This is a genomic window from Marinobacter psychrophilus (assembly GCF_001043175.1).
Classification (GTDB): Bacteria; Pseudomonadota; Gammaproteobacteria; order Pseudomonadales; family Oleiphilaceae; genus Marinobacter; species Marinobacter psychrophilus.
Genome location: NZ_CP011494.1, coordinates 1,516,561 through 1,531,036 on the forward strand (window position 1 = coordinate 1,516,561; position 14,476 = coordinate 1,531,036).

At 55.2% G+C, this 14,476-nt stretch carries 14 protein-coding genes; 6 read left to right on the forward strand and 8 right to left on the reverse strand.

Annotation, left to right across the window (positions count from 1 at the left end):
• The first annotated feature begins 91 nt into the window (after positions 1-91).
• Both ABA45_RS06720 and rpoS read left to right on the forward strand, forming a co-directional pair.
• Positions 92-898 (forward strand): peptidoglycan DD-metalloendopeptidase family protein, encoded by an 807-nt coding sequence (locus ABA45_RS06720; RefSeq protein ID WP_048384846.1) that lies wholly within the window; start codon positions 92-94, stop codon positions 896-898.
• A gap of 175 nt (positions 899-1,073) precedes the next feature.
• Complete coding sequence (gene rpoS / locus ABA45_RS06725; RefSeq protein WP_048384847.1) at positions 1,074-2,075, forward strand: RNA polymerase sigma factor RpoS; 1,002 nt, start codon at positions 1,074-1,076, stop codon at positions 2,073-2,075.
• Between the two features lie 60 nt (positions 2,076-2,135).
• Here rpoS and nth read toward each other — a convergent pair whose 3' ends face one another.
• The 8 genes from nth to metG form a co-directional block, all read right to left on the reverse strand.
• Entirely contained in the window at positions 2,136-2,774 is a 639-nt protein-coding gene (nth, locus tag ABA45_RS06730; protein ID WP_048384848.1) for an endonuclease III, read from the reverse strand.
• Between the two features lie 81 nt (positions 2,775-2,855).
• Positions 2,856-3,572 (reverse strand): electron transport complex subunit E, encoded by a 717-nt coding sequence (locus ABA45_RS06735; RefSeq protein WP_048384849.1) that lies wholly within the window; start codon positions 3,570-3,572, stop codon positions 2,856-2,858.
• Between the two features lie 5 nt (positions 3,573-3,577).
• Positions 3,578-4,273: an electron transport complex subunit RsxG gene (gene rsxG, locus ABA45_RS06740; protein WP_048384850.1), complete on the reverse strand. Its 696-nt coding sequence runs from the start codon at positions 4,271-4,273 to the stop codon at positions 3,578-3,580.
• Between the two features lie 4 nt (positions 4,274-4,277).
• Positions 4,278-5,330: an electron transport complex subunit RsxD gene (gene rsxD, locus ABA45_RS06745; RefSeq protein WP_048384851.1), complete on the reverse strand. Its 1,053-nt coding sequence runs from the start codon at positions 5,328-5,330 to the stop codon at positions 4,278-4,280.
• 86 nt (positions 5,331-5,416) lie between these two features.
• A complete protein-coding gene (gene rsxC / locus ABA45_RS06750) occupies positions 5,417-7,267 on the reverse strand; it encodes an electron transport complex subunit RsxC (protein WP_048384852.1) in 1,851 nt (616 codons plus the stop codon).
• A complete protein-coding gene (gene rsxB, locus ABA45_RS06755) occupies positions 7,264-7,899 on the reverse strand; it encodes an electron transport complex subunit RsxB (protein ID WP_048384853.1) in 636 nt (211 codons plus the stop codon). Before rsxB ends, rsxC begins: the two co-directional genes overlap by 4 nt.
• Before the next feature lie 15 nt (positions 7,900-7,914).
• Positions 7,915-8,496: an electron transport complex subunit RsxA gene (rsxA, locus tag ABA45_RS06760; protein ID WP_048384854.1), complete on the reverse strand. Its 582-nt coding sequence runs from the start codon at positions 8,494-8,496 to the stop codon at positions 7,915-7,917.
• A 39-nt stretch (positions 8,497-8,535) separates the two neighbouring features.
• The gene (metG, locus tag ABA45_RS06765; RefSeq protein WP_048384855.1) at positions 8,536-10,575 is read right to left on the reverse strand and encodes a methionine--tRNA ligase; all 2,040 of its coding nucleotides are present in this window, start codon (positions 10,573-10,575) and stop codon (positions 8,536-8,538) included.
• 230 nt (positions 10,576-10,805) lie between these two features.
• Here metG and apbC point away from each other — a divergent pair, with 230 nt between their 5' ends.
• The 4 genes from apbC to ABA45_RS06790 are packed head-to-tail and all read left to right on the forward strand — an operon-like array spanning position 10,806 to position 14,470.
• Complete coding sequence (gene apbC, locus ABA45_RS06775; RefSeq protein ID WP_048384857.1) at positions 10,806-11,918, forward strand: iron-sulfur cluster carrier protein ApbC; 1,113 nt, start codon at positions 10,806-10,808, stop codon at positions 11,916-11,918.
• A gap of 56 nt (positions 11,919-11,974) precedes the next feature.
• Positions 11,975-12,541 carry a dCTP deaminase gene (gene dcd / locus ABA45_RS06780; protein WP_048384858.1) on the forward strand — a complete coding sequence of 189 codons (567 nt, stop codon included), beginning with the start codon at positions 11,975-11,977 and terminating at the stop codon, positions 12,539-12,541.
• Complete coding sequence (locus ABA45_RS06785; protein WP_048384859.1) at positions 12,538-13,137, forward strand: YjaG family protein; 600 nt, start codon at positions 12,538-12,540, stop codon at positions 13,135-13,137. The genes dcd and ABA45_RS06785 overlap by 4 nt, the downstream gene beginning before the upstream one ends.
• 55 nt (positions 13,138-13,192) lie before the next feature.
• Positions 13,193-14,470 (forward strand): valine--pyruvate transaminase, encoded by a 1,278-nt coding sequence (locus ABA45_RS06790; RefSeq protein ID WP_048384860.1) that lies wholly within the window; start codon positions 13,193-13,195, stop codon positions 14,468-14,470.
• The last annotated feature ends 6 nt before the right edge of the window (positions 14,471-14,476 follow it).

Below are 14,476 nucleotides of genomic sequence, written 5' to 3' on the forward strand. Positions count from 1 at the left end.
TACAGCGAATATCCCGAAACTACTTAGACACCGGCGCGGGCTTGCATTATTGTTAAGCCGACTATTTCATAACCGCATCGGTACCTATGTCGTGATTTCCCAGCTTCGCGTTTTTTTCAACTACCCAGTCGCAGCTCTGTTGTGGCTAACGTTGATGCTGGGCGGTTGCAATACGGCGGCGCTGTATCAGGACGACATTTATAACCCCCCGGTGTATTGGGGTCAGCACATGGTCAAGTCCGGGGAAACCCTGTACGGCATTGCCTGGCGCTATGGTCGCAATTATCGGGAGCTGGGTAACGCAAATGGTTTGCGAGCACCTTGGACTATTCTACCGGGTCAGATGTTGCGTCTTGACAAGCGTGGCCGAGCGCCTACTACAGCGGTTGCAGGGTCTGGGGGCAAGCGCAGCGCAGCGGCAGTAACGAGCAGTAGCGCCCAAGATCCCAAGCCGACCGGACAACCTGTGATTAGCCGAAAGCCTAATACAAGCGCGCCTTTGGCGTCGCAGACCCAGACCGTTGCCGATATAAAATGGCGGTGGCCTCACTCTGGCACTGTAATTGCTAACTTCTCAGCATCCGGGAAAGTCAACAAAGGGATTGATATTGCCGGAGAATCCGGCGACTCTGTACGGGCTGCTGCTGGCGGAAGTGTGGTCTACGCAGGCAGTGGTTTGCTGGGTTATGGCAACCTTGTAATCGTTAATCACAGCGAACAGTATCTCAGCGCTTACGGACACAACCGGAAAATATTGGTTAAAGAAGGGGCGAACGTTCAGGCTGGTCAGATAATTGCCGAATTGGGCAGCAGTGGCGCAGGGCGGCCAATGTTGCATTTTGAAATACGAAAAAATGGCAACCCAGTAAATCCAGCATATTATTTACCAGCGCGGTAGACTAGGGAATAATAGGTAAAGAAACGTACACGCACACAAAATAATAATGAAACAACAGCGGCCAAGGTGGCCATGAATTGATGTCCTGAATACGACCACGAATAGAACGGCACGCCCGACCTAATAAACAAAATACGGGCGCTGTCCAGGATCATTTAGAGGCGGGGCAAACAGAATGTCACAATATCAGGAAGACTTGATTGTCGATCGCGTCGAGCAGTCCGAAGACGCTGAAAAGAAGAAACCAAAATCCGGAGATACAGCCTCACCGCGCAAGGTTACCAACAAAACAACCGCGAAACCTGCTGGTCGTCCGGCGAGCAGTCGTTATTACAGCAGCAGCAAGCAGCTGGATGCCACACAGCTTTACCTCAACGAAATAGGCTTTTCGCCGCTGCTTACCCCTGAAGAAGAAGTATACTTTGCACGCCTGGCCCGAAAAGGCGAGGAAGCAGGTCGTAAACGCATGATCGAAAGCAACTTGCGGCTGGTTGTAAAAATCGCCCGGCGCTATGTGAATCGCGGTTTGACTCTGTTGGATCTGATCGAAGAAGGTAACCTTGGTTTGATTCGCGCGGTTGAGAAGTTTGATCCAGAGCGCGGGTTTCGCTTCTCTACCTATGCCACCTGGTGGATTCGCCAAACCATCGAACGCGGTATCATGAACCAGACCCGCACTATTCGCTTGCCCATTCACGTGGTGAAAGAACTCAACCTTTATCTGCGGGCGGCCCGCGAGCTGACCCAGCAACTAGACCACGAACCCACAGCTGAAGAAATTGCTCGTAAGGTCGACAAACCGGTCAAAGATGTTAAACGCATGCTTGGGTTGAACGAGCGCGTTGCTTCCATGGACACGCCGATTGGCGCCGGTGGTGAAAAATCCCTTCTGGATACGGTAGCCGACGAAGGCGCATCAGATCCCGCCGACGTACTGCAGGACAACAACATTTCGGTTTGCCTGCAACAGTGGATTGACCAACTTAGCGAAAAACAGCAGGAAGTGCTGGCGCGCCGTTTTGGTTTGCGTGGCTATCCTATTAGTACGCTAGAAGAAGTTGGGCAAGAAATTGGACTGACCCGAGAACGAGTGCGCCAGATCCAAGTGGAAGCTCTACGTAGGCTGCGCGAGATATTGGAAAAAGAAGGACTAACTGGAAATCTTTTATTTCAGTAGCCGTCAGGGCTGCCAGCACCGCTCAGGTGTCGGTAGCCGGGCCTGATCGAGTATCGTGGATCATATATAGTCGCGTTTGTCCTTGAACTCGCACAAATCTTCAATGAGACAAGCACCGCACCGAGGTTTTCGGGCGATGCAGGTATAGCGCCCGTGCAGAATAAGCCAGTGATGGGCATCCAGCAAAAACTCCTGCGGTACCAGGCGTATCAAACGCTTTTCCACGTCCAGCACGTTCTTGCCTGGAGCAATACCGGTACGGTTAGATACTCGGAATATGTGAGTATCTACGGCCATGGCGATTTGACCGAAGGCGGTGTTCAGCACCACATTGGCGGTTTTGCGGCCAACACCGGGCAATGCTTCCAGTTCTTCCCGGGTTTGCGGTACTTGGCTTTCGTGCCGGTCGATCAGCGCGCGACATGTTTTGATCACGTTTTCGGCTTTGCTGTTAAATAGGCCAATGGTTTTTATGTATTTCTTAAGGCCATCCACGCCCAGGGCAAAAATGGCCTCAGGGGTGTTCGCAATCGGATACAGTTTATTGGTGGCTTTGTTCACGCCTACATCGGTGGCCTGCGCCGAAAGGATGACCGCAATCAGCAATTCAAAATCGGAGCTGTAGCTCAGCTCGGTGACCGGCTTGGGATTTTCTTCCCGCAAACGGCGAAATATTTCTGTGCGTTTCTGTTTGTTCATAACCGTTGTTCGATCAAGTGGGTGTTGTGCCAGGCGAGGTTACACCTGCAATCTATCGTTCGTTGTTTGTCATTATTTTTATTACGAAAGGCTGCCAGTAACTCGCACCCGTTTAGTGCCGGCGCTAACGGTTTTAACTTGCGCGGCTTTGCGTTTTTCTTCAATGCGACTGTCAATCACGTTTTTCAGTGCAATCAGCAGGCCCAGGCCCATAAATGCTCCGGGTGGTAGCATCATAAACAGCATGTTGGGGTAATCCGCAAACGGGCGCAGTGTCCATTCGGCGGCCATGGGCCCCAGCAGAAGGTGCATGTCCGCGAACAGCGTGCCTTGGCCGATCAGTTCGCGCATGGCGCCCAGCATTACCAGCACCAGCAAGAAGCCCAACCCCATCATGGCACCGTCGAGCAGCGCGAGCCCCGGAGGGTTGCGTGATGCAAAGGCGTCGGCGCGGCCCAAAATGGCGCAGTTGGTCACAATCAATGGGATGAAAATGCCCAGAATCTGATACAGCTCGTAAGTGTATGCCTGCATTAGCAGTTCGGCACAGGTTACAAACGAGGCGATGATCATCACAAATGCCGGCAGGCGAACAGATTCGTTTACAAAGTTCCTTATCAGCGATACCGCCAGATTTGAACCCATCAATACCAGCAGTGTGGCCAGCCCCAGCCCCAGTGCGTTCACCACTGTGCTGGTGACTGCCAGCAAAGGGCATAGCCCCAAAACCTGAACTAGCGCGGGGTTATTGCTCCAAAGACCGTCGCGAATAATCTCGCGTGATGTTTTTGTTGCCATGGCAATCAGTGCTCCGGCTCGGGAAAATGACTGGCAACGGCATTGCGTTGCTCGCGGTTGCCACGCTCGACGGGCAAGCCCAGGCTTTGGCGAATTTGGGCTTGGTGTTCGCGCACATACACCAGGGTTTTGTGAACCGCCTTGACCACTGCCCGGGGGGTAATGGTGGCACCGGTGAACTGGTCAAATTCGCCGCCGTTTTTCTTTACATTCCACTGCTTGCCCGACGTATTGGCCAGCGAGTGGCCATTAAACTGGTAAACCCAATCCGATTTTCGGGTGTCTATGCGATCCCCCAGCCCTGGTGTTTCATGGTGGCCGGTCACCCGCACACCCAATAACTCGCCAGACGGAGTAATGCCCACCAACAGGTTGATGTCGCCGGAATAGCCGTCGGTGGCCGTGACCGGAATGATAAAGCCCACCAAGTCGCTCTGCTGACGGGCTACCCAGGCGCTAGGTGTTTCACCGCTGTTAAGAACAGCAGCGTCTGGCAAGCTGATGGTGTCATTCAGCATGTCATTACTATGGGCGCTTTCGGGAATGATTTCGAATAGCGCAGCGGCTTCGGCCCGAGCTGTCTGCTCGGCAATACGCTCCTTGGTGACTGCCTGGGTCAGGGCGATGGTGCCACCGGTTATCACCGCGAAAAGGCCAAGGCCGATGGCGCTGCGGCTTATGGATTGAGCCATGGTTGCCATAAAGTCAGCCCTGCTTCCGGGTGGGTAAACCGCGTCGGGCCTTGTGGTGACCGTAGGTGCGTGGCGGTGTGTAGTAGTCAATAAACGGCACCGCAAAGTTCATTAGCAACACGCTGAACGCTACGGCGTCTGGATAGTTGCCCCAGCTGCGTATCAGGTAAACCAGAGCGCCAATGCCCACCGCATAAATTAGCTTGCCTTGGCGGCTGGTGGCTGCCGACACCGGATCGGTGGCGATAAAGAATGCCCCCAGCATGGTGCCACCGGCCAGCAGGTGTAGAGAAAGCGGTGCATACTGGTCGGCGTTGGTGCCAAACAGCAGGCTCATGGCTACCAGCCCACCCAAAAAACCGACGGGTATGTGCCAGCTGATAATACGCAGCGCCAACAACACTAGGCCGCCTGCCAGGAAAGCTGCGTTCACCCACTCCCAGCCGCGAGCGACAAAGTTGCCAAAGGTGGGGTGAACCGTAATTTCCGCGGCGGTGTGGCTGCCTACCTTGTGTTTGTATTCGTCCAGCGGGGTGGCCATTGTCCAGCCGTCAACAGCGGTTTGCTGGCCCGAAGCAATGGCGCTGAGGGTTTCTCCAAACCCGGGTGCGTCCTGCCCTAGGCCGACCGGTGCGGCCCAATTGGTGGTCATCGCCAGCGGAAATGAAATCAGCACCAGAGCGTAACCCACCATAGCCGGATTGAACGGATTGGAACCCAGGCCGCCGTAAAGCTGTTTGGCCACCACAATGGCGCTGAAAACCGCCACCGCAGACACCCACCAGGGCGCAAATTGCGGCAGTGATAGGCCCAGCAACAGGCCGGTTACAGCCGCCGTGTTGTCTTTCAGAAAAAACCCCACGGGCTTGCTCCGCCATTTTAGAATGGCGGCCTCAGTAGCCAGTGCCAGCGCAATGCACCAGACCACGTTAATCAGATTACCCCAGCCAAAAAACACCGTTTGCGCCAGCAACCCCGGCACCGTGGCGATCATTACCCACAACATTATCCGCGACGTAGGGCGAGCCCGGTGGGCGTGTGGGGAAGACTGTTGCACAAGCGCCATGATATTGCAGCCTGGTTTTTAATAGTTTAATCGTTTGACCGGCTTAGCGCCGGTTCGGCGTTGCCGTTGGCGGGCACGGCCTGCTGTTAGGCATCATCAATCGCCCGCTGTGCGCGCCTGACCCGCTCGATATTCTTGTCAACGGCGCGTTCGAGCTTGTCGACGTTGGGCGCTTGGCCGCTGCGAGCGTCTTCTAGCATGCTCTGCATTTTTTCCAGTTTGATTTGGACCTGGGTCAGCTGCTGTTCCAGTTCTTCCACGCTTGGAACCGTCTCGGCCACAGCAATTTTTCCCGCATGTTCGGGTGTGAATGTTTCAGACGGTGCTGCTTCTTTAGACAGTTGTGTCGCAAACTCGGTGCGCTCAGCGCTAGCCGCCGCGGCTTTGGCTTTTTTACGGGCCAGAGCTTGCTCTACCAGGGCAGATTTGCCTGAACGTTCGTTGGTTACCGTGCCGTCTTGAACCGTCGTCTGGGCGTCGGAGGTTTTCTGTTCCTGAGCTTTGGCAGCGGCCAACGCGCGGTCTTTGCGGCGCTGATCTTTTTCCTGCTGCTCACGGTCAAGGCGCTGCTGGCGGGCTTCAAAGCGGACGCGGGCACGGTCGGACTTTTGCTGTTCGGCGCGTTGCAGGCGGATTTCGCCTTTGGCAAAGCGGTAATACTGCACCAGAGGAATGGAACTCGGACACACATACGAGCAGGCGCCGCATTCGATGCAGTCAAACAGATTCAGATGTTCGGCTTTTTCAAACTCTGTGGCTTTGGCGTGCCAGAACAACTGTTGGGGTAAAAGTTCCATCGGGCAGGCTTCAGCGCACAGGCCGCAGCGAATGCACGGTTGTTCTGGCGCCGGCGCGGGCAGTTCACTGGCGCTGGCGGCAATCACGCAGTTGCTGGTTTTTATCAGCGGGGTATCTGTGTTCTGCAGCGTATAGCCCATCATCGGGCCGCCGAGCACCAGGCGCGACATGTGCTGTTTACTAACACCGGCGCAGGTCAGTAAATGGCTGGCGGGGGTGCCAATCAAGACTTCAAAGTTGCCGGGTTCGGCCAAGGCTTCACCGGTGGCCGTCATCACGCGAGAAATCAGTGGTCTGCCTTGCAAGATAGCATCGGCAACCGCTACCGCGGTACCAATGTTCTGGCATATCACGCCAATATCCGCCGGTATGCCACCGCTGGGCACCTCTTGGCCGGTCAGAATCTGAATCAGCTGTTTTTCACCACCGGACGGATAGATGGTGGGAATGACTGCAATTTCGGTTTTGCTGCCCTCTGCAGCCTGCCGCAAAGCGGCAATGGCTTCGGGTTTGTTTTTTTCGATGCCAATCACCACCCGCGAGGGGCGCAGGAGCCAGGCCATTATGCGCAGACCGGCCATCACCTGGTCCGCCTTCTCGCGCATGGTCATGTCGTCGGCGGTAATGTAGGGCTCGCACTCGGCGCCGTTGAGAATCAAGGTGTCGACTTTGCGGTCTACAGACGGTCGTAGTTTGATGTTGGTTGGAAAACCGGCGCCGCCCAGGCCCACAATGCCGGCCTGACGAATCAGCGCCAGTACCTTGTCGCGCTCTAGCTTGCGATATTCCGGCTGGGGTACCAACTCGCACCAGCGCTCCTCGCCGTCGGGTATCAGCACCACGCAGGTGTCGCTCATACCAGACGGGTGCGGCACAGGTTCGAGGGAAATACGCTGAACGATGCCTGACGTAGGTGCGTGTACCGGCACGCCCATGCCGTTGCCTACCTGAGCGATGACTTCGCCTTTCAGCACCTTTTGCCCAGGCTCGACAATACAGCGTGCAGGCTCGCCAATGTGCTGTTGCAACGGCAGTACCAATCTCGCGGGCAAGCCAGCGGAGCGGATTGGCCGATTGCTGGATTGGCTTTTGTTTTCTGGCGGGTGTATGCCGCCGCCAAAGTTCCACAGTTGGGTCATGACAGGCTCGCTTCGTGGGTTTCAGCCTGGCTGTCGGTGGCAATTACGCGGGCATCGGTAGCGCTGGGCACTTCATTGGGTGCCTTATCCAGTGCGACAGGCGGCGCCCAGGTCCAGCTGTGAATGTTCGGTTCAATAACGATCATGTCGATACAGTCAACCGGGCAGGGTTCCACGCACAAATCACAGCCGGTACATTCGCTTTCTATCACCGTGTGCATGTGTTTGGCAGCGCCTAGAATGGCGTCTACGGGGCAGGCCTGGATGCACTTGGTGCAGCCAATGCATTCGTCTTCGCGAATCACGGCTACCCGCTTGGCTTGGGCAGCGCCGTGTTCGGCGTCCAAAGGTTGGGGCTCTACGTCCAACAGGTCGGCCAGGGCGTTGATGGTGGCTTCGCCGCCCGGTGGGCACTTGTTGATGGCTTCGCCGTTATTGATGGCTTCAGCATAGGGTCGGCAGCCAGGGAAACCACACTGGCCGCACTGGGTTTGCGGCAAAAGTGCGTCTATCTGATCGACCAGCGGGTTGCCTTCTACCTTAAAACGCTCGGCGGCAAAGCCCAGCAGGGCTCCGAACACGGCGGCCAGGCCTAATAAAACGGCAACTGCGATGATGATATTTGTCCACATAAACCAAGGACTCCGTTACACGCTGACCAGGCCGGTAAAACCTAAAAACGCCAGAGCCATGAGCCCTGCGGTCACCATACCGATGGCTGCGCCGCGAAAGGCAACAGGTACATCGGATACCGCGATGCGCTCGCGCATGGCGGCAAAAAAAATCAGTACCAAGGAAAACCCAAGTGCGGCACCAAACCCATAAAGCACTGATTCGACAAAATTGTTGTTGCGGTTCAGGTTCAGCAGGGCCACACCCAATACCGCACAGTTAGTGGTAATCAGTGGCAGAAAAATGCCCAGCACCCGGTACAGCAGAGGGCTGGTTTTGCGCACCACCATTTCGGTGAACTGCACCACCACCGCTATCACCAAAATGAAGGTGATGGTTTTCAAAAACGCCAGATTCAAAGGCTCTAATAAATAGGTGTACGCCAGATAGCTGCACACCGACGACAATGTCAGCACAAAGGTGGTCGCCAGCGACATGCCCATGGCGGTTTCCAGTTTGCTGGACACCCCCATAAACGGGCACAGGCCCAAAAATTGAACCAGCACGAAATTGTTGACCAGTATGGTACTGACCAGTATGAGCAGGTACTCGGTCATGGTTGTTTCGGGCCTCGCTGGCTATTTTCTATTAACGACTTACATTATCCGCATGCCGGGCGTAGCGCCGGAGTCTGGCGACAGAATAAAGATGTCTTTGCCGCCAGGGCCGGCTGCCAGCACCATGCCTTCGGACAGGCCGAATTTCATTTTGCGGGCTTTCAGGTTGGCGACCATGACGGTTAAACGGCCTTCCAGCTCTTCGGGCGCGTAGGCTGACTTAATACCAGCAAACACGTTGCGTTCGCCATGTCCCACGTCAAGTGTCAGGCGTAACAGCTTGTCGGCGCCCTTTACGTGCTCTGCTTTGATGATTTTTACCACCCGCAGGTCCACCTTGGCGAAGTCGTCAAACTCGATTTCCGGGCTGATGGGCTCCAGTGGTGTTTCCGGCGTGGCTTCGGCTGGGGTCTTAGTCGCCGGCAGCTGTTCCTTTGAGGCATCGAGCATTTTTTCGATCTGCGCCATGTCCACCCGGCTCATCAGCGGTTGAAACTTGTTAATGCCGTGATCTTGCAACAGCTCGGCTCGGTTGTTCCAGTCCAGCTTTGCGTTCAGGAAAGATTCCGAGGCGTCGGCGGTTTTTGGCAGTACCGGCGCAAGGTAAGTCATCAACAGGCGAAACATGTTCAGCGCGTTGGTGCAGATGGCCTGAAGTTTTTCGTCTTCGCCCTCCTGCTTGGCCACTACCCAGGGTTGTTCGTCGTTGACGTACTGATTGGCAATATCCGCCAACTCCATGATTCGTCGCATGGCGCGGCCAAACTCGCGGTTTTCGTAGTAGCCGGCCAGCTCTTCGCCGGCGTTGATGAATTCGTTGAGCTTGTCGATCTCGGTGACTTCACCCAGCTTGCCGTCAAAGCGCTTGCTGATAAAGCCGGCGCTGCGGCTGGCTATGTTAACCACCTTGCCCACCAGATCCGAGTTTACCCGGGCGGCAAAATCGTCCAGGTTCAAATCCATGTCATCAACGCCGCCAGTGAGTTTGGCCGCAAAGTAATAACGCAGGTATTCCGGATTCAGAAAGTCCAAGTAGGTGCGGGCCATAATAAAGGTGCCGCGGGATTTGGACATTTTTTTGCCATTAACGGTCACAAAACCGTGCGCCCAAACCGCGGTGGGTGTGCGGAAACCGGTGTCGTGCAGAATAGCCGGCCAGAACAGGGCGTGAAAATTGATGATGTCCTTGCCGATGAAGTGGTAAACCTCGGCGCTGGAGTCGGCTTTCCAGAAGTGTTCGAAATCGATGCCTTCGCGGACGCACAGGTTTTTGAAGCTGGCTAGATAGCCGATGGGTGCGTCCAGCCACACATAAAAATATTTGCCCGGCGCGTCGGGCACTTCAAAGCCGAAGTAGGGCGCGTCACGGCTGATGTCCCAGTCGTGCAAGCCAGCATCCAGCCATTCAGCCAGCTTATTGGCTACCTGCGGCTGCAGGGTACCGCTGCGAGTCCATTTGGCCAGGAAGTCGGCAAAATCCGGCAGTTTGAAGAAAAAGTGCTCGGATTCTTTTTCGATGGGCGTGGCTCCGGACACTGCCGAACGAGGGTTGATCAGCTCGGTCGGTGAGTAGGTGGCACCACAGACTTCGCAGTTATCGCCGTATTGATCGTCGGTTTTACACTTGGGGCAAGTGCCCTTGATAAACCGGTCGGCCAGAAACATGTTTTTTTCAGGGTCGAACGATTGGGTAATCGTGCGAGTCGCAATGTGATCGTTCTGCTGCAGTTGACGGTAGATAAACTCTGAAAACTGACGGTTCTCTTCAGAATGGGTGGTGTAGTAATTGTCAAAGCGGATCAGGAAGTCGCCAAAGTCTTGCTGATGTTCCTGGCGGATGCGGTCAATCAACTGCTCGGGGGTAATACCTTCCCGCTCGGCGCGGAGCATAATGGCGGTGCCGTGAGCATCGTCGGCGCAAACGTAATAACAAGTATGGCCGCGGAGTTTCTGGTAACGCGTCCATATATCGGTCTGGATGTATTCCAGCAAATGGCCCAAGTGGATGGGGCCGTTGGCATAGGGCAGGGCGCTGGTGACCAGAATGTCCCGTTTTTGCTTCGCACTCGCTTGCGTCATGGTTGAGCTTGAACCTTTGCTGGAATTGAATGTGGGCCGCGAATCGACAAAACACCCCCGCGCGGATTTGCGCACGGAACGCGGGTATCCTGTATGGCCAGAATTGGGCACAAATGATACCTTCCACGCAGAATTTTTTCATCCGAAACCCCGTTTAAGTGCCGCATTACCGGCCTGAACTCTTTCTGAACTCTTTCTGTGCTGTCCCTAAACTCTCCCGGAGTGATGTTATGACCACGATTCCCCACCAGGCTCTGGAAGCAGCCATTCGCGAATACCGCGATCCGTACCTTGAAAAAGACCTGTACGAGCTGGATGCGATAAAAAAGCTGGACGTGGACAAACGCGGCAAAGTGACCTTGATGGTGGAATTGCCCTATCCGTCCAAAGGCATTGCCGGAGCTTTGAAACAGCTGGTGGGGAATGCGCTGGAATCGGTTGAAGGTGTGGAAAGCTCGGACATTCACGTGGCCCAAAAAATTCACGCCTACAGAGCCCAGAAAGAATTACCATCAATTCCTGGAGTTAAAAACATTATTGCTGTGGCTTCTGGTAAAGGCGGCGTGGGCAAGTCCACCACTGCGGTGAATCTGGCTCTGGCGCTGCAGCACGAAGGCGCCCGGGTGGGCGTGCTGGATGCCGATATTTACGGCCCCAGCGTAGGTATGATGCTGGGCGTGCCGGACGGCCAAAAGCCAAGGGTACAAGAGCAAAAGTACTTTATTCCAATTGAAGCCCACGGTTTGAAAACGAATTCCATGGCGTATCTGGCTAACGACAAAACCCCGATGATCTGGCGTGGTCCAGTGGTCACAGGTGTTCTTATGCAGCTGCTGCAGCATACCCTTTGGGGCGAGTTGGACTATCTAATCGTGGATATGCCGCCGGGCACCGGTGATATCCAGCTGACGCTGGCGCAAAAAGTGCCGGTAACCGGCGCGGTGATTGTTACTACGCCGCAGAATATTGCTGTGATGGACGCCCAGCGCGGCATTGAAATGTTCCGCAAAATGGAAATACCGGTGTTGGGTGTGGTGGAAAATATGAGCGTGCACATCTGCAGTAACTGCGGCCATCAAGAAGCGTTGTTTGGCACCGATGGCGGAGCGCGTATTGCCGATGACTACGACACCGTACTGTTGGGCCAGTTGCCACTGCACAAAACCGTGCGCGAGCAAACCGACGGTGGCAAGCCCACGGTGGCCGCAGAGCCGGATTCGGAGGTGGCGCGGCGCTATCTGGACATTGCCCGCCGAGTGGGGGCAGAGTTGTCAAAGCGTGAACGCCACTTAAGCGGTGCTATTTCCAGCGTGACGGTCACCGACCATTGGAATTCGCACTAAAACCGGCCAACAGTTAAACTGTCGCCCTTTATAACTCCGGGATATGAGAAACCAGCATGAGCATTAAACCCGACAAGTGGATTCGCCGCATGGCGCAGCAGCACAACATGATCGAGCCCTTCGAGCCCGGCCAAGTGCGTGAATCGGAAAAGGGCCGGGTAATTTCCTACGGTACCTCCAGTTATGGCTACGACGTGCGGTGCAGCACCGAGTTCAAAATCTTCACCAATGTGCATTCCGCGACGGTAGACCCGAAGAATTTTGACGAAAACAGCTTTGTTAACATCACCAGCGACGTTTGTATTATCCCGCCCAACTCGTTTGCGCTGGCGCGTACTGTGGAATATTTTCGCATTCCCCGCAATGTGCTGACCATCTGCCTGGGCAAGTCCACGTATGCCCGATGCGGCATTATTGTCAACGTCACTCCGCTTGAGCCAGAGTGGGAAGGTCAAGTGACATTGGAATTTTCCAACACCACCAACTTGCCAGCAAAAATTTACGCCAACGAAGGCGTGGCGCAGATGCTGTTTTTCGAGGCTGACGAAGTCTGTGAGATCAGTTATAAAGACCGGGGCGGCAAGTATTTGGGCCAAACCGGCGTAACGCTGCCTCGCGCATGAACGCCAATCAGTTTTTGAAAGCAGTACAGCAGCTACAGGGCTGGCGCGAATGCGCGTTTGTGCTATCGCTGGCCGAGCGGGCGTTTCCCAATTACGCCCTGTTTGCGGATGCCATGGAACTGAAAACCGGCGCTAAAATGCGCCAAATTCTGGATGCGGGTTGGAATCTGTTAAAACCAGATGCCATCGAGGCTGCCATTCCTCAGTGGCTGCGCAAGCTAGAAGCGCTGTCGCCAGACGTTGAGGAATACGACGCCTACGGCGTGTACCCCGCATATGACTTCTGCCAGTTGCTGGAGCAAGCGCTGTTGAACAGGCTGAACCCGGGCAAGCATAGGGCGACAGAAGCTTCACAGCTTGCCACGGCAACAGTGATGAGTTTCGTTGAGGTTTCGGAGGCCGAAGAACTAAGCGAAGACGAACTGGTGCGCCTGCTGGACCAGCATCCCTTGATGAAAGAGGACAAGTTGTTTCAGCGCGACCTGGTGCTGGAATTAAAGCGCCAGCGTGTTCCGCGCCAAGAGTTTATAGATACCCTGCGTCAGCAGGCGGAAAACGATGGTGTTAGTAATCTGGGCATTTCGCTGTCCGATTGACACTGACTGAATAACACGGCTCGACCAACGCTGTTCAATTAACGGACTGGATCTGATGAAACTCTCTGCCTTCGGTCAGAAATTTACGGCGGATGCCGGTATTACCTCGTTGATGGACGATTTGGGTAATGCCATGGCCTCGGGCGATGACCTGATCATGATGGGCGGCGGCAACCCTGGCCATATTCCTGAAATACAGCAGCGGGTTCGGGAGATTCTTGTTCAGCTCAGCCAGAGTGACGCCGATATGCGTCGCCTGGTGGGCGTTTACGATCCCCCTCAGGGTGAAAAGCAGTTTATTTCCGCGCTGGCGGAACTGTTGCGACGTGAGTACGGCTGGGACCTGACGAGCGAGAACATTGCGCTCACCAACGGCAGTCAGGCAGCATTTTTTATGCTGTTCAACATGTTCGGTGGTGACTACGGTAATGGCGTGCACAAACACATTCTGTTGCCGCTGGCACCAGAGTACATCGGTTATGCCGACGCAGGCATAGACGCGGATCTGTTTCATGCGGTGCAGCCTGATATTTCCTTTACTGATGCTCACGAGTTCAAATACCGAATCGACTTTGACGCGGTAGAGGTGACCGGCGAAACCGGCGCTATTTGTGTGTCCAGACCAACGAATCCCACCGGCAACGTGATCACTGATGATGAGCTGGCGCAATTGGAGACCCTGGCGCGGCGCCAAAATATCCCGCTGATTGTGGATGGCGCCTACGGCACACCGTTTCCCAGCCTGTTGTTTACCGACGCCAAACCGACCTGGAACGAGCAGATCATTCTGTGCTTGAGCCTGTCCAAGCTAGGGTTGCCTGCGGCCCGAACCGGTATCGTGATTGCTGCGGCGCCGACCATCAAGGCGCTGGCGAGCATTAATGCGATTATGAATCTTGCCACTGGAAGCTTTGGCGCCATGCTGGCGGAGCCGCTGGTGCGCTCGGGGGAGATCTTGACCCTAAGCCGTGATTTGGTATGCCCGTTCTATAAGGCTAAAATGCAGCGCGCCGTGGCAGTGTTCAGCGGCGCCATGGCGGACGCGCCTTGCCACTGGTATATCCACAAACCCGAGGGTGCGATGTTCCTGTGGCTGTGGTTTCCGGATTTACCGATTACCAGCCTGGAACTTTATCAGCGCTTGAAGCTTCGCGGTGTACTGGTGGTGTCTGGCCATTACTTTTTCCCGGGGCTGCCCGAAGATGGCTGGAATCACCGTGACGAGTGCCTGCGGGTGACCTATTCGCAGGACGACGAGCGAGTTGCCGAAGGGCTGAGGATTATTGCTGAAGAAGTTAAAGCCGTTTGGGTTGAGGCTGAAACGGCGGACTGATGCCTC